General features: G+C 57.6%; 15 protein-coding genes. 5 read left to right on the top strand and 10 right to left on the bottom strand.

Annotated features, from left to right (window positions below; translation table 11 throughout):
* Positions 1-28: 28 nt before the first annotated feature.
* The gene (uvrA, locus tag PSV43_RS10515) at positions 29-2,923 is read left to right on the top strand and encodes an excinuclease ABC subunit UvrA (protein WP_300196517.1); all 2,895 of its coding nucleotides are present in this window, start codon (positions 29-31) and stop codon (positions 2,921-2,923) included.
* Between the two features lie 161 nt (positions 2,924-3,084).
* Positions 3,085-3,531: a hypothetical protein gene (locus PSV43_RS10510; protein WP_300196515.1), complete on the top strand. Its 447-nt coding sequence runs from the start codon at positions 3,085-3,087 to the stop codon at positions 3,529-3,531.
* Positions 3,532-3,576: 45 nt separating this feature from the next.
* On the opposite strand, the gene PSV43_RS10505 is transcribed toward PSV43_RS10510, so the two are convergent.
* Entirely contained in the window at positions 3,577-5,229 is a 1,653-nt protein-coding gene (locus PSV43_RS10505; protein ID WP_300196513.1) for an alkaline phosphatase family protein, read from the bottom strand.
* A gap of 158 nt (positions 5,230-5,387) precedes the next feature.
* Between PSV43_RS10505 and PSV43_RS10500 the strand changes: the two genes are divergently transcribed.
* Positions 5,388-6,140, top strand: coding sequence for an ABC transporter ATP-binding protein (locus PSV43_RS10500; protein ID WP_300196511.1), 753 nt, complete (start codon positions 5,388-5,390; stop codon positions 6,138-6,140).
* 13 nt (positions 6,141-6,153) lie between these two features.
* Here PSV43_RS10500 and PSV43_RS10495 read toward each other — a convergent pair whose 3' ends face one another.
* Both PSV43_RS10495 and PSV43_RS10490 read right to left on the bottom strand, forming a co-directional pair.
* On the bottom strand, positions 6,154-6,483 hold the full coding sequence (locus PSV43_RS10495) for a VF530 family protein (protein WP_300196510.1): 330 nt from the start codon (positions 6,481-6,483) through the stop codon (positions 6,154-6,156).
* A gap of 19 nt (positions 6,484-6,502) precedes the next feature.
* Positions 6,503-7,246 (bottom strand): lysozyme inhibitor LprI family protein, encoded by a 744-nt coding sequence (locus tag PSV43_RS10490; protein ID WP_300196508.1) that lies wholly within the window; start codon positions 7,244-7,246, stop codon positions 6,503-6,505.
* A 635-nt stretch (positions 7,247-7,881) separates the two neighbouring features.
* On the opposite strand from PSV43_RS10490, the gene PSV43_RS10485 reads away from it, so the two are divergent.
* Together PSV43_RS10485 and PSV43_RS10480 are read left to right on the top strand one after the other, a co-directional pair.
* A complete protein-coding gene (locus tag PSV43_RS10485) occupies positions 7,882-10,125 on the top strand; it encodes an autotransporter domain-containing protein (protein WP_300196507.1) in 2,244 nt (747 codons plus the stop codon).
* Positions 10,126-10,284: 159 nt separating this feature from the next.
* Positions 10,285-10,866: a pentapeptide repeat-containing protein gene (locus PSV43_RS10480; protein WP_300196506.1), complete on the top strand. Its 582-nt coding sequence runs from the start codon at positions 10,285-10,287 to the stop codon at positions 10,864-10,866.
* A 30-nt stretch (positions 10,867-10,896) separates the two neighbouring features.
* Here the strand turns inward: PSV43_RS10480 and polX are convergent, their stop codons facing one another.
* From polX to PSV43_RS10445, 7 genes are all read right to left on the bottom strand, one after another.
* Positions 10,897-12,639 carry a DNA polymerase/3'-5' exonuclease PolX gene (gene polX / locus PSV43_RS10475; protein WP_300196504.1) on the bottom strand — a complete coding sequence of 581 codons (1,743 nt, stop codon included), beginning with the start codon at positions 12,637-12,639 and terminating at the stop codon, positions 10,897-10,899.
* 48 nt (positions 12,640-12,687) lie between these two features.
* A complete protein-coding gene (gene lpxD, locus PSV43_RS10470; protein ID WP_300196502.1) occupies positions 12,688-13,707 on the bottom strand; it encodes a UDP-3-O-(3-hydroxymyristoyl)glucosamine N-acyltransferase in 1,020 nt (339 codons plus the stop codon).
* 26 nt (positions 13,708-13,733) lie between these two features.
* On the bottom strand, positions 13,734-14,762 hold the full coding sequence (locus PSV43_RS10465; RefSeq protein ID WP_300196500.1) for a fatty acid desaturase: 1,029 nt from the start codon (positions 14,760-14,762) through the stop codon (positions 13,734-13,736).
* 85 nt (positions 14,763-14,847) lie between these two features.
* On the bottom strand, positions 14,848-15,624 hold the full coding sequence (locus PSV43_RS10460; protein WP_300196498.1) for a YdcF family protein: 777 nt from the start codon (positions 15,622-15,624) through the stop codon (positions 14,848-14,850).
* Positions 15,621-16,391 (bottom strand): ABC transporter permease subunit, encoded by a 771-nt coding sequence (locus PSV43_RS10455; protein WP_300196496.1) that lies wholly within the window; start codon positions 16,389-16,391, stop codon positions 15,621-15,623. The genes PSV43_RS10460 and PSV43_RS10455 overlap by 4 nt, the downstream gene beginning before the upstream one ends.
* The gene (locus PSV43_RS10450) at positions 16,388-17,245 is read right to left on the bottom strand and encodes an ABC transporter permease (protein WP_300196494.1); all 858 of its coding nucleotides are present in this window, start codon (positions 17,243-17,245) and stop codon (positions 16,388-16,390) included. The genes PSV43_RS10455 and PSV43_RS10450 overlap by 4 nt, the downstream gene beginning before the upstream one ends.
* On the bottom strand, positions 17,242-18,348 hold the full coding sequence (locus PSV43_RS10445) for an ABC transporter ATP-binding protein (protein ID WP_300196492.1): 1,107 nt from the start codon (positions 18,346-18,348) through the stop codon (positions 17,242-17,244). Before PSV43_RS10445 ends, PSV43_RS10450 begins: the two co-directional genes overlap by 4 nt.
* Positions 18,349-18,367 lie beyond the last annotated feature (19 nt).

Raw genomic sequence — 18,367 nt, 5'->3', positions numbered from 1 at the left:
CCCTGCCCCACGCGGCTTGTGTGTACCCATGCCTGAAGACGTGATTCGCGTGCGGGGTGCACGGCAGCACAACCTCCAAAATATCGACGTGGACATCCCACGGCACCAGCTCGTGGTCCTGACCGGCGTCAGCGGCAGCGGGAAGTCTTCGCTGGCGTTCGACACGCTCTTTGCCGAGGGCCAGCGCCGCTACGTGCAGAGTCTGTCCGCCTACGCTCGGCAGTTCCTGGGCCAGATGCAGAAGCCAGACGTGGATTTTATCGAGGGGCTGTCACCTGCGGTGGCCATTGAGCAGGTGCATTCAAACCCGAACCCGCGCAGCACCATCGCCACGGTGACGGAAATCTACGACTACCTTCGCGTGCTCTACGCCGTGGCGGGCCAGCCCTACGATCCGCAAACCGGTGAAAAGCTCCACCGCAGCACGCCGCCGGAGATAGCCGACAAGGTGCTGGCTCTGGGTGAAGGCACGCGCGTCATGGTACTCTCCCCCCAGCCACCGGGAAGCAGCGTGGACACCCGCACTCTGTTTGAAAAGCTGAAGCGCCAGGGCTTTGTGCGCGTTCGGCTGAACGGCACCGTGGTAGAACTGGAGGACAAACTCAAGCTGGAGGAGGATGAAACGCAGCAGGTGCAGATCGTCATCGACCGTCTGGTAGTGCGTGCGGACTCACGCCAGCGGCTCATGGAGGCCATCGAAAGCTCCCTGCACTGGAACGAGCGCGAGGTGCAGTTTCTCGTAAACCTCGACGGCAGCGACGAAATCCTCAGCTACACCACCGCCTTTGCGAATCCGCGCACCGGCTATGCCATCGAGCGACTCACGCCCCAGCACTTCTCTTTCAATACCCACCTCGGTGCCTGCCCCGTCTGCGAAGGCACCGGCACAACGCCCACGCCCGATCCGACGCTGCTGGTACCTGACGAGTCCAAATCGCTCGCCGATGGCGCGATCAAAGCCTGGTGGGCGCGGCATCCGAAAGTGAAGGTGATTTTCAATCAGAGCATCGAAGCTCTGGCCAAGCACTTCGATGCGCCGATGGACGCACCGTTTCAGGATCTGCCTAAGGCCTTCAAACACGCACTGTTTCACGGCACCGGCGCAGCCGCCATCAGCACCGGCTGGAAAAAGACTGACAACAAACGCAGCGTCGCCAAGCCCTTCGAAGGCCTGCTGCCTGAAATCGCCCGCCTATATCAAAGCGCCGAGAGCGACGTGCTCCGCGCCGCCCTCACCCGTCTGATGAATCCGCAAGCGTGTGCCGCGTGTGGGGGAAAAAGACTGAAACCGGAATCGTTGGCGGTACGGCTGAGTTCCAACTTTAAACTTAAAACTTTAAACTTGCAACCCGGCCTAGGTTTAAACATTCACGATTTCACCGCGCTTCAAACACGCGACGCTTTGAAGTGGATGCGTGAGCTGGAGGTGACGGAGCAGCAGAAGGCGTATGTGGGCGAATTGCAGCGCGAGATCGCCAAACGCATTGAGTTTCTGGAGCAAGTGGGACTGGGCTACCTCGCCCTGAACCGTGAGAGCGGCACGCTCTCCGGCGGCGAGATGCAGCGCATCCGCCTCGCCTCACAAATCGGTGCCGGTCTGGCTGGCGTACTCTATGTTCTGGACGAGCCCAGCATCGGCCTGCATCCCAGCGACAACGAGCGTCTGATTCAAACGCTGCTGCGCCTGCGCGATCTGGGCAACACCGTTCTAGTCGTCGAGCATGACGAGGCCACGATGCGTGCAGCGGATCACATCATCGAGCTTGGCCCCGGAGCCGGACAGCTCGGCGGCAGGATCACCGCGCAGGGCACGCCCGCAGAGATCGCCGCGAATCCAAACTCCATCACCGGCGGATTTCTGAGCGGCAGAGTTCGGATCGAAGCGAAAGCCCTGCCTCAAACGCTGCTCACAGAGCCCGTGGGACCACGCTCCAAGCACGCACTCACCATTCACGGCGCAACGGAGCACAATCTGCGGAACGTCACCGCCGCCTTTCCGCTCGGCAGCTTCACCTGCGTCACAGGTCCCTCCGGCAGCGGCAAATCGACCCTCGTCGATGATATCCTCATGCGCGCGCTACGCCGCCATTTCTACGACGCCAAAGACATCCCCGGCGCGCACGAAAAAATCACCGGCTTGGAGCATCTCGACAAAGTCGTCGTCATTGACCAGTCACCCATCGGTCGCAGCCCCCGCTCCAATCCCGCCACCTACACCGGAGCCTTCGGCCCCATCCGCGAGCTCTTCGCTCAGCTCCCGCTCGCCCGCATGCGCGGCTACGATGCCGGGCGCTTCAGCTTCAACACACCGGGCGGTCGCTGTGAAAAATGCGAAGGCGATGGCGTCATTAAGATCGACATGCATTTCCTCGCCGATGTTTATGTCACCTGCGAATCCTGCAAAGGCCGTCGCTACGGCGCGGAGACCCTCGAAGTCACCTTCAAAGGCAAGAACATCGCCGACGTGCTCGACATGACCGTCAGCGAAGCCGTGCGCTTCTTTGACCGCAGCACCACCATCGGCCCGAAGCTGCGTACGCTGGAGGAGACGGGTCTCGGCTACATCCGCCTCGGCCAAAGCGGAGCCTCGCTTTCCGGCGGTGAGGCGCAGCGCATCAAGCTCAGCGCCGAACTCGCCAAACGCAGCACGGGCCGCACCCTCTACGTCCTCGACGAACCCACCACCGGCCTCCACAGCGCCGACATCCAAACCCTGCTCGGAGTCCTCCTCCGCCTGCGGGATGCGGGCAACACCCTCATCGTCATCGAGCACCACATCGACGTCATTCGCTGCGCCGACTGGATCATCGACCTCGGCCCCGGCGGCGGCACCGAAGGGGGGGACATTTTAGCCACAGGAACGCCCCAACAAATCGCAGCCAATGACAAAAGCGTGACGGGGCGTTTTTTGCGCCCAAGGTGACGGGGTCTCCGCCCCCGCCTCATTCAGCGCCCACTCCAACTCACCTCGCAACGGTCCCGCAAACCGCCCATCCTAGCAGACATGCGTCGCCTCAATTACACTAGACAAGTTTTTTTTCGATCCAATGTTGATGTGTCAACGCCTCGCATACCATCATCTCGATGAAAGCGTTCCTCTCAGCTTCAGTTATAGCCGCCATGCCACGCGAATACTATGCGCAGGGAGCGCTTGGATCTGTTTCTCTCGGCTTGTTTCTCTACATCCTTTCAACAGTAAGCATCGGCTTGTTCGTCGTCGTCATCATGAGGAAGCGTACCCAGCCACACCGGTCCTTTTCGCCGGAATTAGTGCTTACATTCATCCCGGTCTTTTGTGCCACGGCCTATCTCGTTCTTTGCATCTTTCGCATCTTGGAGGTCAGTAGCCGTGTTCAGGTCAGCCATGCAATGTTAAAAAATGAAATGTACTATTCTCTTCGGCCTCTTGGCATGGCACTCATCGCATCCAGCTTGATGCTGGTGCTCATCCTACTGGTGAGAAAGGCCATCATACGCCAGGAGCTTCGAAATGAAACTGGTGATCAGGCTGGGTTCGAACACCTGTCGTGAATGAGGAAAGAAGGGGGCAAAGCCCCTTCGCATTGGATTACACTTCTACTTCAGCGCCCTGACCAGCGGCTTGCCCATGCACATCGGCGGCTCCTGAATCCCCAAGCCTGCGGATAGGGTTGGTGCTAAGTCGGTGATGCTAAACTCATCCGCATAACGACCCGCTTTGAAGGGTGCGCCATAGAAGATGATGGGAATATGCGTGTCATACGTGAAGGGCGAACCGTGAGTGGTGCCGGTGCCGGGCTTGCCCGTACCAGAAATCATCCAAGGCTTGAGGATGAGCACGACGTCGCCGCTGCGCTCGCCATTGAAACCGTTCGCGATGCGCTGGCCGATCACACCGGGTGCGCGACCTTCCAACAGTTGGTCACGACCATAGACGGCATGAAACACTCCGGTGGACAGTGCCCATTCGCGGATGAAGGCGGTGAGGGTCTCGGGCTGCAGGTTCTTTTCCTGCAAAACGGCGTGATCGTAGTAGAGGTTTCCGTCCACTAGGCGTGGTTTCAAACTGCCTTTGGAAGAGAGAAAGTACCGGCCTGCACCAAAACGCTCCACCATCTTGGCCTGCAGTTCCACGAGTTTCTCCACAACGCTCGGACGCTCGCCATCCAGCCCCTGCTCCTTCGCATTTTCAGGCGTCGGCGCCACGCCATGATCGGCGGTCAGCACCATCACCACGTTTGCCAGCCCCACCTTCTTGTCGAGATAGGCAAAGAGTTCCTTCAACTGGCGGTCCAGCCGCAGGGTCATGTCCTGCACTTCCTGCGAATAGGGTCCGAACTTGTGACCACAGTAGTCGAGGGATGAAAACGAAACACAGAGCAAATCGGGCTTGGTCCCCTGCCCCAGTCCTTCACCTTCGATCGCCGCTTTGGCGAACTCAGCCAGAAGCTGATTGCCAAATGGGGTGGAGAGGATCGGCTCATAACCTTCCGCCTCTTCCTTGATGACCTTGTGGGGAAATGTGCTGGTTTTTTCACCGGCCAGGCGGCTCTCTCCCACAGCCTCATCTGGCATGGGATACTGCTTCTCATCCAGCAGGCGGTCCCAAGTCTGACCGACAAAGGCGTCCGGCCGCTTGCTGTCATTGAAGGCCTTCACCCAGGCAGGCAGTTCAGTCTGATAGTAGCTGCTGGTGATGAAATTGCCCGTGGCCGACTCAAACCAATACGCACCCGTGGGCTTTTTCCCCGCCGGCAAAATCGCCCCGCGATCCTTAACCGACATGCTGACCACCTTGGAGCCCCAGTGCAGCCGCATCTGATCCGCCACCGTTCCGCCGATGAAATTGCGCGGCGACATCTTGCCAGCCTTGGCGTCTGGCTTGGTGCCCACGCCCGTCACATCCGGATCCTCCACGCAGTACATCATTTGGCCGCTGCGCTTGTCGAACCAGTCATTACCGATCACGCCGTGCATCATGGGCGGACTGCCGCTGAAAAAACTGGCATGCCCCGGCGCGGTGACGGTGGGATAGTAATTGTACTGGGCGAAGGTCATGAAGGCCCCCTTGTCCGTCAGCTCGCGGAGTCCACCCTCAACAAACTGGTGGTGAAAGCGGTCCAGGTAGTCGTAGCGCAACTGATCTACGAGGATCGCCACGACGAGCTTCGGTGCCTTGGGCGGCGCGGCCTGTGCACCAGCAGAGCATGCGGCGAGGGCGAGGAGTGAGATCAGTGTGCGATACTTCATAAATGGAATGGGGCGCAGTAAACGCCCGGATTGTTGCGATAGTTTCAACCGCTTGAGTCCCAAGGTGACGTGGTCGGGAGCCCCCGTCACCTTGATTCATTCCTGACTTGAACTGACTGGCAACCGCAGCCATCGAGACTGCGTAGAATCAACACGAAATGACCTCCCCTGAAACAACCCAGCTCGCGGCGCATGTGAAGGGCATTTCAAAAAGCTTTGGCGATGGCGGCTCGCGACTGCAAGTGCTGAAGGAAATCGACCTGGAAGTGCGGCGTGGAGACATCACCATGCTGGTAGGGCCGTCAGGCTGTGGCAAGACAACACTGATCAGCATCATCGCCGGGACCCTGAAAGCGGATGCGGGCGAGTTGCAGGTGTTCGGCCATGATTTGCGCCAGATGTCCACGGCGGCGATCACACGCTTCCGCTCAAAACACATCGGCTTCATCTTCCAGTCCTTCAATCTCATCCCGACACTGACCTGCGCAGAAAACGTGAGCGTGCCGCTGCTGATCCAAGGCGTGGGAGCCTCAAAGGCGGAAAAGCGAGCGAAGGAAGTGCTGGAGCAGGTGGGGCTGGGCGATCGCTTTAAGCACCGCCCCTCACAGCTCTCAGGAGGGCAGCAGCAGCGCGTGGCCATCGCCCGTGCGCTGGTGCATGAGCCGCAGCTCATCATCTGCGATGAACCCACAGCGGCGCTGGATGCGAAGAACGGCCATGTGGTGATGGAACTCTTCGAAAACGTGGCGCGAGGCAAAGACCGCGCGGTGCTGATCGTCACGCATGACAACCGCATCTTTCACCACGCCAACCGCATCGCCAACATGGACGACGGCCGCGTGGTGGAGATCCATGACGTGGATGCGGACAATCCACCGCCCGAGCATTTGCAGCATGTGGAGCGGCTGTAATGCCGCCGGGTATTTAAGGAAACGGGGGTTCGCTTATCAGCTCCGAAGCCTGATCCCGGTTTGGATTGAGGGGGGCAGCTCCAGCCTCTTCTTGAGGAGCCTCCCCTTCCGGCTGCGGCTGCATATCCGGCAAAGAATCGATGTACAGAGCCTCAACCTTTTCACGTGCCCAAGGGGTGCGGCGGAGGAAGACGAGGCTGGACTTGATGCTGGGCTGCCAGTTGAAGCAGTTGATTGGAATCATGCGGCCGAGCATCTCCCAGCCGTAGTGTTCGACGAGCTTTGTGACCATCACCTGAAGCGTGATGCCATGAAGCGGGTTTTTGGGGCCTGCGGCGTGCATGATGAGTTCGTGTTGGGTTTTATTCTTCCGGCACTTCGCCCGATTTCGCGGCTTTGACAATCTTCACCTGCGCTTTCGCGTCCAAGGGTTTCACTTTGACGTAGCTACCATCAAAATAGGCACGTGCACCGTGATAATAGCCGGTGTTCGCACCGGTGATTTCAAGCCTCTTGTCGCGGAGGATGAAACTGAGATTGGTCTCGTCAGTCTTATCCTTGTCCAGACCCTTGTCACTGAACCAGCCGATGTTCGGGTTCCATACGGCCATGCCTGCCAGGCCACCCACGTGCGAGGTGGGGCCGCGCGCGCACTGGACCACGAAATGCAGATGCCCATCGCGCTCCACGACCTCAAAGCTGCCACCGTAGCTGTCCGTCCAGTAGCCGGTCACTGTTTCATCTTTCCAGTCGTGAATCAACGCTTTGAGCCACTCAGTGCGCATATCCTCAATGCCAGCAGCGGCTTCCAAATACGCAGGTGCATCAATTGCCAGAGCGTCCGATCCATTCGCACCAGTGTAAATCGGCGAGCGTGCGAGATAGTCGCGATACTCCACCCACGCGCGTTGCTCCTCCTTGAGCTTGTTAAATTCGCCTTCCGGCAGCGCCCGCTTCGCAGCGGCCCACGCTTCATTCAAAGCATGATCTGCCTTGTCGAACGCAGCTTTCGCCTCCTTCGCGCTCATCGGTTTTTCCTGTGCACTGAGTGTGCTGATACAGGCCACCAGTAGCAGCAGGGTGAAGAATGAAATCGCATTTCGCATGTATCGTCAGATTAGCTAAAGGCACCGGCGTGTCCATGGTTTGCCTTCTGTTATTTCGATCTCCTGATCTTGATGGGAGATCAAGAAGCGGAGGTTGATCTTAACGCGAAAGTGAAGCTGAAGACTTGATCATCAACAAGAGGATCGGTGGTGCTTGACCAAAGTGAGTCCCTCAAGCTCGTTCTGATATGATGTTTTTTGACCTGCTACTGAATATGTATATTTCTTATTATAACCGAGTAAATATCCGCATATCATCCAATCTCATGAGCGGGCATGAGCAGTGGCAAAACAAAAACAAGGTAGGGTTTCACCCCATAGCGGCGCGGTCAAGACTCACCTATGCAGGGTGAACGTGCGGACAAAAACCCGGACGTTCTACGCAAAGTAAACCAACCAAACTGCATAAAATAATCATGAACCAACTCACATCGGACAAAAATAAACAGCGAAACAGAGGCTCTCGTAAAGGTCTTTTCGCCGTGGCGCTGCTGGCTCTCAGCAGTCCGTTTCAAGAGGTCAAAGCGGGCCAAATATGGGATGGTGGTGGCGGGAATGGAAATTGGTCAACTAACTTAAATTGGGACCTGGATACAGCTCCCAATTATGCGCTCGGCCTTCAATTTGATGGGCTCTTGAACCTTGCCTCGACGAATGATGCAGCCACAGCCACCTCTGCTGGGATTACCTTCAATCTGCTTGCGGGCGCTTTCACTCTCGATGGCAGTGCGATTACTCTCACAGGCGGAATCACCAACAATTCCGCCAGCCTGCAGACGATTAGCTTTGCAGGCATCACTTTAGGCGCAGCACAAACGTTCAATGCAGGTCTAGGTGGGCTGAATGTGACTGCTCCGATCGATTTGGCAGGTTTCGCACTGGAGGTCAATGGGACCGCCAACACGAACATCTCGGGCGCGATCTCGGGCACCGGCCAGTTGAATAAGACGGGTCTTGGAACACTGCTTTTGAGTGGCCCGAACACTTTCAATGGCCCAACCACCGTCACTCAGGGCATCCTTCAGCTTCAAAACGGAGCAGCGATTGCAGATACTTCTGCAGTAATCGTGACGGCACCGGGTTCACTCGACCTGCTCACAAGTGAAACCATCGGCAGTCTTGCGGGAGATGGCAACACCACTCTCAATGCCAACACACTGACAACAGGAGGTGACAACACTTCGACCACCTACAGTGGGAGTCTGAGTGGCCTCGGCGGTTCGCTGGTCAAAAATGGCACAGGCATATTCACGACCTCCGGTGCCAACACCTACACGGGCACCACCGCAGTCAATGCTGGCACTCTCAACGTGCTGGGCACCCACATCGGTGGTGCAGATTACACGATTGCCGCAGGTGCTACGCTTGCAGGCACTGGCGTCATCACTGAGAATCCAGGTGCTTCCATCAACAACAATGGTGCAATCGTTGTTGGCAATGCCACCGTGCTTCCCGTCGCTTCTACGCTCACGCTGATTACCTCAGGGGCAGGCGCGCTCAACATGGGCCTCGGCAGCACTCTGGCGGTCGATCTCTTCACTGGAGCTGGTCTTGGCAACAACACCCTCGTGCTGGGCTCTTCCGACTCGCTCATCCTCGGCGGCAATCTGAATTCTGTCGCAGGCGGCACTTTGGTCATTGGCAACCCTACGGCACTGACTGGCTTCACTGGCGGCGACAGCTGGCAGGTGGTGACTCTCCTTCCAGGTGCCACCATTACGGGCAATCTGGGTCTCACCGGCAATCTCGATACCACCGCTCTGAATCTCACGGCGACACAGGTAGGCAACTTCAGCCAGACTTCCGGTGTCTTTACGGTCATCGACACCATCACCGGTCTCCAAATGGGCAACGCCATGGGGCAGGCCGTGCTCGCAAGTGCTCAGAGTGTCCTCACCGATGTGAATGGCCGCCTGTTCTTCCTCCGCGCGGGTCAGGGCGACCTTTCCGATGAAAACGAGTTCAACGAAGGCGTGGTCAATGGCCAGGGCGACGGTTATGGGAAAAACCCGACGCCGGGCCCAATCGCTCAGCGCCGCACTCGCACCAGCGAATGGGAAGTTTTTGCCTCGGTGAATTACAACAATGCCAATCTCGGTGCTTTCGGCAATCAGGCGGGAGTCCAGTCTGACAGTTGGAGCCCAGGAGTCGGCGCTGAAATTCATGTCACCCCTAATGTGGCCATCGGGTTCGCCCTCAACTGGCTGGATTCCAAACAGACATTCGCGAACGGCGTAGGCAACATGGACATGAATGGTTACGCGCTGAGCGCCTACACTTCTTATGTGAAGAAGGCCTTTTGGGCTGATCTGCTTTACAACTTCGGCAGCTATGACCTCGAAACGAACCGCAACACGATCGGGTTCGGCAATGCTCGCGGTGACACAGACGCCTTCACCCACTCTGTGCAGTTTAACTCGGGCTGGAACTTCCGCTTCCAGAACAACAGTCTGGTGACCGGTCCGTTCATTGGCCTCGACTACACCCACGTCTCCATCGACGCCTTTGGAGAGTCCAGCGGTGGCCTTGCTGCCCTGGCCTACAACAAAAATACCACCGAGTCCCTGATCTCACGCATTGGCTGGTCGGTGAGCAAGTATATCAAAACAGACTTTGCAGTCATCACTGCACAGGCCCGTCTGAGCTACGAGCGCCAGAACTTGAACAACAACAACGGCACCACCGTTGGCCTCATCAACCAACCCTTCGTGGTGAGCGCTGGAGGTCAGAATTATGGCCAGGATTACATGGTCGCAGGAGCTGGCCTGAACTTCCAGTTCACTCCAGCCCTCGGCTTGCTGCTCAACTACCAGGGTCAGTACTTCCGTCAGTCCGTAGAGGCTCATTACGTCGGCCTGCGCCTCAGCTATAAGTTCTGATTCATCAACGTTCGTTGCTAAATCCCGGGAGGCATTGCTGAAAGGCAATGCCTCCTTTTTTATGAATGGCAGGTGGCCTTTGCACCAGCATCTCACATGGAATAAACTCATCGCCGCTTCGAAGAGCAAGATTCACACTACCCCAACCACCCAATTCCGATGGATCATATTCCGACAGCTGACTCCGCCTACGCTTCTGAAGAGATCACCGCCAACTGGAGCGATCAAGTGCTGGAAGGGGTTGATTTCTCCCGTTGCAAGTTCTCCAACTGCACTTTCGAGAGAACCGTCTTCAATACTTGCACTTTTCAGAGTTGTGAATTCGAATCATCTGACCTCTCTTTGGCCAATGTCACAGGATCTTCTTACAGTTCAGTCATTTTCCGAAACTGTAAGCTACGAGGCATCAACTGGTACCAGACCGGATTTGCATTCAATGCGACTTTTTTAGACTCGCTGCTGGACTACTCCAGCTTCTTTGGAATGAAGCTTAACAAGACCAGGTTCTCAGGCACCCGTATGAAGGAAGTGGTCTTCACCAATGCGTTAGCTCGTGAAGCCAAGTTTGACGGGTGTAATCTTGCTGGCGCTGTCTTCAATCACACAGACCTAGAACGAGCGCTATTCACCGGGGCACAGAACTACGTGATCGACGTGACCCAGAACAAGGTCAAAGGCGCCATTTTCGAACTTCCAGAGGCCATGAGCCTGCTCTCCTGCCTGGGGATCGAGATTAGATAAAGGATGAGCCTGATGCCCACTGCCAGGCATTCACCTTCTTTTCGTCCGCAGCACCTCCTCCACCTCCCCCAGCGGCAGGCAATTAATGACATCCTTCCGCGTCAGCCAGCCTTTGCGGGCGGCCTTTATGCCGTAAATCACCGCCTGCAGCCCCTGAGTGCTGTGGGCGTCTGGATTGATGCTGCATTTCACCCCTTTCTCCTTCGCGAGCTTCCACCAGCGCCAGTCCATGTCGAGACGCCACGCGCACGCATTCAGTTCGATGATCGTCCCTGTCTCCGCCGCCGCATCAATCACGGCTGCGATGTTTACGTTGTAAGCCGGGCGTTGCAGCAGCAGCCGGCCTGTCAGGTGACCCAGCATCGTCACATGCGGATTTTCAATAGCTCGGATGATGCGCTTCGTCATCTCCGCCTCGGGCAGATTGAAGACGTTGTGCACAGACGCCACCACGTAGTCGAGCTGCGCCATGATCTCGTCGCTGAAGTCAAGGCTGCCGTCTTTGAGGATATCCACCTCGCTGCCGGCAAAGACACGGAAACCTTCCGCCTTCATCTCTTCATTCAGCGCCTTGATCTCCTGAATCTGCGCCAGCAGCCTCTCTTCATTCAGCCCGTTCGCTTGGAAGGACGACTTGCTGTGATCAGCGATGCCCAGGTACTGCAGCCCCAGATCGTGCGCCGCATCGGCCATTTCGCGAAGCGTCGCGCCGCCGTCACTCGCCGTGGTGTGGTTGTGGAAGACACCGCGCAGATTCTCCAGTTGGATCAGCCGCGGCAGACCGCCATGCTCGGCAGCATCGATCTCTCCTTTATTCTCACGCAGCTCAGGGTCGATGAAGTCCAGATCCAGCGCGCGGTACAATTCCGCTTCGTCATGAATCGGCGGAATCACCGGCGCATCCGCGTGATCTGGCACCTGGGTGAAAGCATACTCATTGAGCGACCAGCCACGCGCCAGCGCACGCTGGCGGATGGCCACATTATGCTCTTTACTGCCGGTAAAATACGCCAGTGCAAAAGGGAACTCCTTGCTCGACACCGCCCTCAGATCGCACTGCACACCATGGGTCACATGCACGCTGGCTTTCGTCGGCCCCTTGGCGATAACATCTACAACCAGCGGCAATTGCACAAAGTCCTCGATCACTAGTTCTGGCTTCCTCGTAGCCACTAGAAAATCGAGATCATGCACCGTTTCCTTGCCACGGCGGTAGCTGCCACACACCTCCGCATGCGAAACATTCGGGTGCTGCCGCAGCGCCTCCAAAATGTCCTGCACCAGCGGATGCACCAGATCCAGACGAAATTCAGAGGCATGCAGCTCACGGAATGCGATGCTTTCGAGAATCTTCTCCACCGTTTTCCCCCCAAAGCCTGAGAGCTTCGCCGCCTCGCCGCTTTCGCAGGCACGCTTCAGATCTGCGATGGAGGATACGCCCAGTTCCGCATGCAATGCGGCAACTTTCTTGGGCCCGAGACCCTGCACCTCGAACAGCTCAAACAGCGTGTCAGGAAATTCCGCCTTGAGCTTCTCGTAAAACTCCAGCTTCCCGGTTGTGGCCATTTCATGGAGCTTGTCACGCAGCGCTTCCCCCAAGCCTTTGATGCCCGCGAGTTGGTTCTCAGCCGCCAGCTTCATGATGTCGCCACTGTAGCTTTCCACGATCTCCGCGCCGGTGCGGTAGGCGCGTATTTTAAAGGTATTTTCCCCCTTCAGTTCGAGCAGCAGGGCGATGCGTTCAAAGAGGGTGGCGGCGTCTTCACGGGTCATGCCGCATCATGGCGTGAGTTGCCGTGAGGTGAAGCGCGAAATCAACCGTCAGTCTTCTTTGGTGCCGTTCAACCGCTTTTCCAAAATTTTCAAACGGCGCAAAGCTTCCGGCATTTTCGACAGGGCAATCCACTGGCGCTTCGCCTGCTTGTCCGGTGCCGATGGATAACCCAGCACGGTTTCACCCGCAGCAATGTCGCGCATCACGCCGGATTTGGCACCGATGGTGGACTGGGCACCCAGTTTGAGATGACCTCCGATGCCCGATTGCGAGGCAATAACGACGTAGTCGGAAAGATGCGTGCTGCCCGCAAAGCCTACTTGGCCCATGATCAGGCAATGGCGGCCCATGACCACATTGTGCGCCACATGAACTAGATTGTCGATCTTGGTCCCCTGCCCGATCACCGTGGAACCCAGCGCGCCGCGATCAATTGAGGTGTTGGAACCAATTTCGACATCGTCATGAATCACGACGTTCCCCACCTGCAGCATTTTGCGGTGGCGGCCCTGGTCAAAAACATAGCCGTATCCGTCCGAGCCGATGGTGGTGCCCGCATGGATGCTGACACGGTTGCCGATCTGCGTCCTGGCATACAGCACCACATTCGGATACAGACAAACATCATCTCCCACATGACTGTCACGGCCGATGTGGTTTCCACCCATGAGCACCGAGTTTTTTCCCAGTGAAACACCGGCACCCACGACGCAGTGAGGGCCGACGCTGGCGGTGGCGTCAATCTGTGCGGAGGGATCAATCACCGCGCTGGCATGGACACCCACGGCATGCTTTTCGGGCGGAAAGAATAGCGGCAGCACTTTGGCAATGGCGACACGCGCATCCTTCACCCGGATCAAAACTTTCGTTGCAGATTCGAACCCCTGAGGCACTAGGACGGCACTGGCCTGACTTGCCTCGGCAGCGGCGAGGTAGCTGGGTTTCTCCGCAAAGGTGAGATCCCCGGCAGCGGCGACATCCGCTGGAGCGATACCCGTGAGGATCACCGAGCCATCCCCCACCACTTCGCCACCGATCAGCTCTGCAAGATTAGATACGGTGAACATAGGAAAATCGGTGTGCCGAATGGCGCTTACCGGGTTGTTGAAGGTAGCGGCACCATCCGCTGCAGCTCCGTGTCCCAGACCTTCAGCCGCAGGCAGCGGAAGATGTCACGCGGACTCAGCGTGGTGATCTTCGGCTTTTGCAGTTCAGGCATGGCCTTGAGCACCTCTGGCAGGCGGTAGAATGGGATGCGCGCGTTCAGATGGTGAATGTGATGGTAGCCGATGTTGGCGGAAAACCAGGCCATGAGCTTGCTGGTCTTCATGTAGCTGGAAGAATCCAAAGCAGCACGCTCATAGGTCCAGCCCGCCTTTTCATAAAAGGCCACGTCAGGAAAATTGTGCTGCGCATAAAACAGGTAAGACCCAATGGCATAGGTGATGAAATGCGGGATGACCTGTGTCAGCAGCCAGATCTGCCAGCCGAAGAAATGAACCAGCGCCACAGCGATGCCCGCATGCACCAGCAGGGCCAGCAGGCAGTCCAGGTGCTGACGGGGCTTCATGACAAACGGGCGCAGGCACATGCCGTGCAGGAAAACGAAGAAATAACCAAAGAGAATGGTCAGCGGATGACGCATGAAGAGGTAGATGAACCGGGCCGATTTGGATGCCTTCAGGTAATGCTCCTTCGTCATGATCGGGAACGAACCGATGTGCGACCCCTTGATCTTCGAGTTGTGATTATGATGGTGGTTGTGCGAGCTCCTCCAGATGCTGCTGGGACTCAGCGCGAGTATGCCAAAACCACGCATAAGCCATTCCGCGACCTTGGAGGTGGGCAGAATGGCATTGTGCTGCTGGTCATGATAAATGACAAACAGACGCAGCAGCAGCAGCCCGGAAAGAATGCTCAGAGCTATCTTCACTGGGAGATACGGTATCCACAACGTTCCGGCGATGACCGCCAGCCAAAGTGAGAATGTGGAAAGGATGCACCACCAGCTTTTCGCGGTGTTGTCCACGGCAAAGGGCTTGGTGGCCAGGATAAGCTCAGTGCCTGTCCTGTTTCTGCCCCCAAGAGTGATGGAATCGGCTAAAGCCAGGCCACTAGTCATGTGAAGGACACACAACTCTGCTACGGCAAAAAAGCAAGCCTTCTTTCCTTCGTTTCTGAGCAGATTGCGGGCCAATATAAAACACCTAAACCCAACCACATAGGCGATAAGCCCACCAACCAACCATTTCATGCATCCATGCCTCGAAATGACCTAGGTTGGTGGCATTCGGAACGTCGAGCCATTTGACGCTGTGCTCACGCAAAGCCACACTGAGATAATTGCACGGAACGGGCACGACAGACGTTCCCGCAGTTTCAAAGACAGCTCTGGCACGGGTCATGTGGTAGGCGGATGTCACCAGCGCCACCCTCTTCCAGCCGTGTTTGAGTGCCAGAGCGGCGACCTTGACGGCCTCGTCATGTGTATCCAGGCAGTTACCCAGGCTTTCCACCGGCACCGGTGAGAGCTGCCATTCCTCTACCCAGAGTTTGGTGGCATCCGCCTCGGACTCGATTCCGGAGGTCGTCTTGACACTGCCACCGCCAACGACCAGCAGCTTACCCCGGCCCTTTTTCGCTAGCGTCAAGCCAGCAAACAACCGGTCTGCGCCCCCCTTAAAATGAATGCCTGAAGGCTCGCTACGGGACGGCTCCATGCCACCACCAAGCACGACGACCGCGTCGCATTCGGGCAATGCCGCCAGATCCACGGGCGGCCAGTGAGACTCCAAGGAGGCCAGCAACCTGTGCGGCAAGCCTGTGGCAGAGGTGATCGTAAGCAACAGCCATGCAGTGCCCGGCAGAAGCAGCGCCCGCCATTGACGACGCCGAAGGTTGATGATCAACCATGCCGAAAGCAGCAGCCAGACCATTCCGGTGGGCTCGATGAAATCTGCCAATGATCTGAGAATGGATGTCATACGTGGCGTTGGAGGCGGGAGCTGAGGGCGGCAAAGAGGAAGGTACTGGCAATGAGCAGGGTGCTGAGTGCGTTGATCATGGGAAGGCTGCGGCTGGTTTTCATCATGCTCGCGACTCGCAGCGGCAGCGTGGTGGTTCCCGGCCCGGAGACAAAGAAGGTGATGACATAGTCGTCAATCGAAAGCGTAAAGGCCAGCAGCCCTCCAGCCAGCACACCGGGCAGCAGCAGCGGCAGCAGCACCATTTTTACGGCCGTGGCTTGGCTTGCACCCAGATCACGCGCGGCATCGAGCAGGGTGAAGTCAAAATCCTGCAGACGGCCCAGCACGACCATCGTCACAAAACTCAGACAGAAGGAGACATGCGCGATCCAGATGGTGAGCAGCCCGGTTTCCACACCTGTGAGGACAAACAAAGCCAGCAGTGACATGCCCATGAGAATGTCCGGCATCACCAGCGGCAGCGTGATGAGCATGTGATGCACGTTTTGCAGCCAGGAACGGAACCGGTGCAGCGCATAGGCCGCCAGTGTACCGAACACCATGGCCGCCAGAGAGGCGGAGAGGGCAATCTTGAGAGTGATCCACAGCGATTCCCAGACCTCTCCCGCAGCCCAGAGTTTTACGTACCAGTTCCAGGTAAAGCCCTCCCACTCGCCGCCAAAGCGCGAGGCGTTGAAAGAATTCACCACGAGAACCACCAGCGGTGCGAACAGAAACAGGATCACGCCCAACGTGATGAACGCCGGCAGCCTGGAGCGCTTCATTCAGACTCCTTTCGGCCAAACTGCTGCCAGAGCACGACGATCAGCATGGGCACCAGCACCGCCAGCATCAGGCCACCGGCCAATGCGCTGGCATGTGGCAGATTGCGATCTGAAAACACCCGCTGGGCGATCTTGCTTCCCAGCATTTCATCCGAGGTGCCGCCCACCATCTGCGGAATGACGTACTGCCCGAGGCAGCAGACAAACACCATGACCGATGAAGAGATGAGGCCGCGACGCACGCCGGGAACGAACACTTTGGAAAATGCCCGCCAGGGCCCTGCCCCAAGATCACGTGCGGCATCCAGCAGGCCAAAATCAAACTTCTCAGCCGCAGCGTAGAGCGGCAGGATGGCGAACGGCAGTTGCGTGTAAACGAGCACCAGCAGCACCGTGCCCACATGGTTTAGCAGCACGGCATTTTCTGGAATGAGATGCAGCCAGATGAGCAGCTTGGTCAGCGGCCCTTCGGGATGCAGCAGAGATTTCCACGCAAAGATACGAATCAGGAAATTAGACAGAAACGGAATGACAATGAGCAACAGAAGCACCTGCCGCATGCGCTGCCCCACACGTGCCATTTGAAAGGCCACCGGCAGCGCCAGAGCCAGACAGACCAAAGTCGTCGCTCCGCTGAGCCAGAGAGTGCGCCAGAGGATGGGCAGGTAGACCGGATCCTGCACTTCACGCAGTGTCGCCAGCGTCCAACCCGGACCGACACCGCCCTGCAAATCCGCAGGCCGAAAGGCGGTGATGATGACCAAGAGGGCCGGGATCACAAAAAACAAGGACAGCCATGCAAGTGAGGGAAATGTGAGCAGCCACTGCCCGACAGTCCGAGATTCTTTGCTCATACCTCCCCCTCCAGCCGCACGACACGCCCTTCATCCGGGTGAAAACTCATCCACACTTCCGCACCTCGCGCGGGGTTGATCTCCCCGCCACTGAAACGGCTGCGCTGCATCTGAGCCAGGATTCTGTGCTCCCCGGCACGAATGCGGTAGCGCGTATGTGATCCAAAATAAGCCATGTCTTCCACGACCCCACGGAAGGCGTTCACACTTTCACCGCTGAGGGGGCGGGCGAGCGTGAGAATGATTTTTTCCGGCCGCACCATGAGCCGCAGCACCTCATTCACAGTGACCGCTCCGTTGCTCAGAACGAGCGGACTGCCAAGCCCTTCCACCAGTACGCGAACATAGCCTTCGTGCAGCACTTCCAACGCGACCCCCGTGAAGAAATTGGCATCGCCAATGAAGGAGGCCACAAAGCTCGTATTCGGTGTTTCATACAGATGCTCGGGCGAATCCACCTGCTCAACCTTGCCCGCGTTCATCACGGCAATTCGGTCACTCAGGCTCATGGCCTCACCCTGATCATGGGTGACATAGATGAAGGTGGTACCGACCTTCTCATGGATGGCATTCAACTCCATGAGCATGTGCTGGCGCAGCTTGAGATCCAGCGCAGCCAGCGGTTCGTCGAGCAGCAGCACCTGGGGGCGGTTCACCAAAGCCCGCGCAATGGCCACACGCTGCCGCTGCCCGCCACTGAGCTGCGCGGGGCGCTTGCGCGCGTGCTCGCTGAGACGCACAAGCTCCAGCATACGGTCCACACCGCTGCGGATTTCTTCACGCGGGCGGCGGCTCATGCGCAGGCCAAAAGCAATGTTATCCCAGACGCTTAAATGCGGAAAGAGGGCGTAGTTTTGAAACACCGTGTTCACTGGACGCAGTTCCGGCGGCAGAGCAGTGATGTCCTGCCCCCCGACCAGAATCCGCCCGCTGTCAGGCCGTTCAAAGCCCGCGATCATGCGCAGCAAGGTGGTTTTCCCGCAACCGCTGGGACCGAGAAGCGAAAACGCCTCCCCCTGAGCCACGGTCAACGACACATCATCCACGGCACGCTGCGCGCCGAAGATTTTGGAAACGTGGTCGATGACGAGAAAATCATCCATGCAGGAGATGGGGGCGGCA

Origin of the sequence: Prosthecobacter sp., from assembly GCF_029946185.1 — a bacterium.
In the GTDB taxonomy this organism is placed as follows: domain Bacteria; phylum Verrucomicrobiota; class Verrucomicrobiia; order Verrucomicrobiales; family Verrucomicrobiaceae; genus Prosthecobacter.
This window is presented reverse-complemented; position numbering and strand designations above follow the sequence as displayed.

Bases quoted from the DNA above. Each gene is read 5' to 3' on its own strand.
- PSV43_RS10445 (WP_300196492.1), bottom strand. From the start codon at position 18,348: ATGGATGATTTTCTCGTCATCGACCACGTTTCCAAAATCTTCGGCGCG.
- PSV43_RS10490 (WP_300196508.1), bottom strand. From the start codon at position 7,246: ATGCGAAATGCGATTTCATTCTTCACCCTGCTGCTACTGGTGGCCTGT.
- PSV43_RS10505 (WP_300196513.1), bottom strand. From the start codon at position 5,229: ATGAAGTATCGCACACTGATCTCACTCCTCGCCCTCGCCGCATGCTCT.
- PSV43_RS10450 (WP_300196494.1), bottom strand. From the start codon at position 17,245: ATGAGCAAAGAATCTCGGACTGTCGGGCAGTGGCTGCTCACATTTCCC.
- PSV43_RS10500 (WP_300196511.1), top strand. From the start codon at position 5,388: ATGACCTCCCCTGAAACAACCCAGCTCGCGGCGCATGTGAAGGGCATT.
- PSV43_RS10465 (WP_300196500.1), bottom strand. From the start codon at position 14,762: ATGACTAGTGGCCTGGCTTTAGCCGATTCCATCACTCTTGGGGGCAGA.
- PSV43_RS10510 (WP_300196515.1), top strand. From the start codon at position 3,085: ATGAAAGCGTTCCTCTCAGCTTCAGTTATAGCCGCCATGCCACGCGAA.
- uvrA (WP_300196517.1), top strand. From the start codon at position 29: ATGCCTGAAGACGTGATTCGCGTGCGGGGTGCACGGCAGCACAACCTC.
- PSV43_RS10495 (WP_300196510.1), bottom strand. From the start codon at position 6,483: ATGCACGCCGCAGGCCCCAAAAACCCGCTTCATGGCATCACGCTTCAG.
- PSV43_RS10480 (WP_300196506.1), top strand. From the start codon at position 10,285: ATGGATCATATTCCGACAGCTGACTCCGCCTACGCTTCTGAAGAGATC.
- PSV43_RS10455 (WP_300196496.1), bottom strand. From the start codon at position 16,391: ATGAAGCGCTCCAGGCTGCCGGCGTTCATCACGTTGGGCGTGATCCTG.
- lpxD (WP_300196502.1), bottom strand. From the start codon at position 13,707: ATGTTCACCGTATCTAATCTTGCAGAGCTGATCGGTGGCGAAGTGGTG.
- polX (WP_300196504.1), bottom strand. From the start codon at position 12,639: ATGACCCGTGAAGACGCCGCCACCCTCTTTGAACGCATCGCCCTGCTG.
- PSV43_RS10460 (WP_300196498.1), bottom strand. From the start codon at position 15,624: ATGACATCCATTCTCAGATCATTGGCAGATTTCATCGAGCCCACCGGA.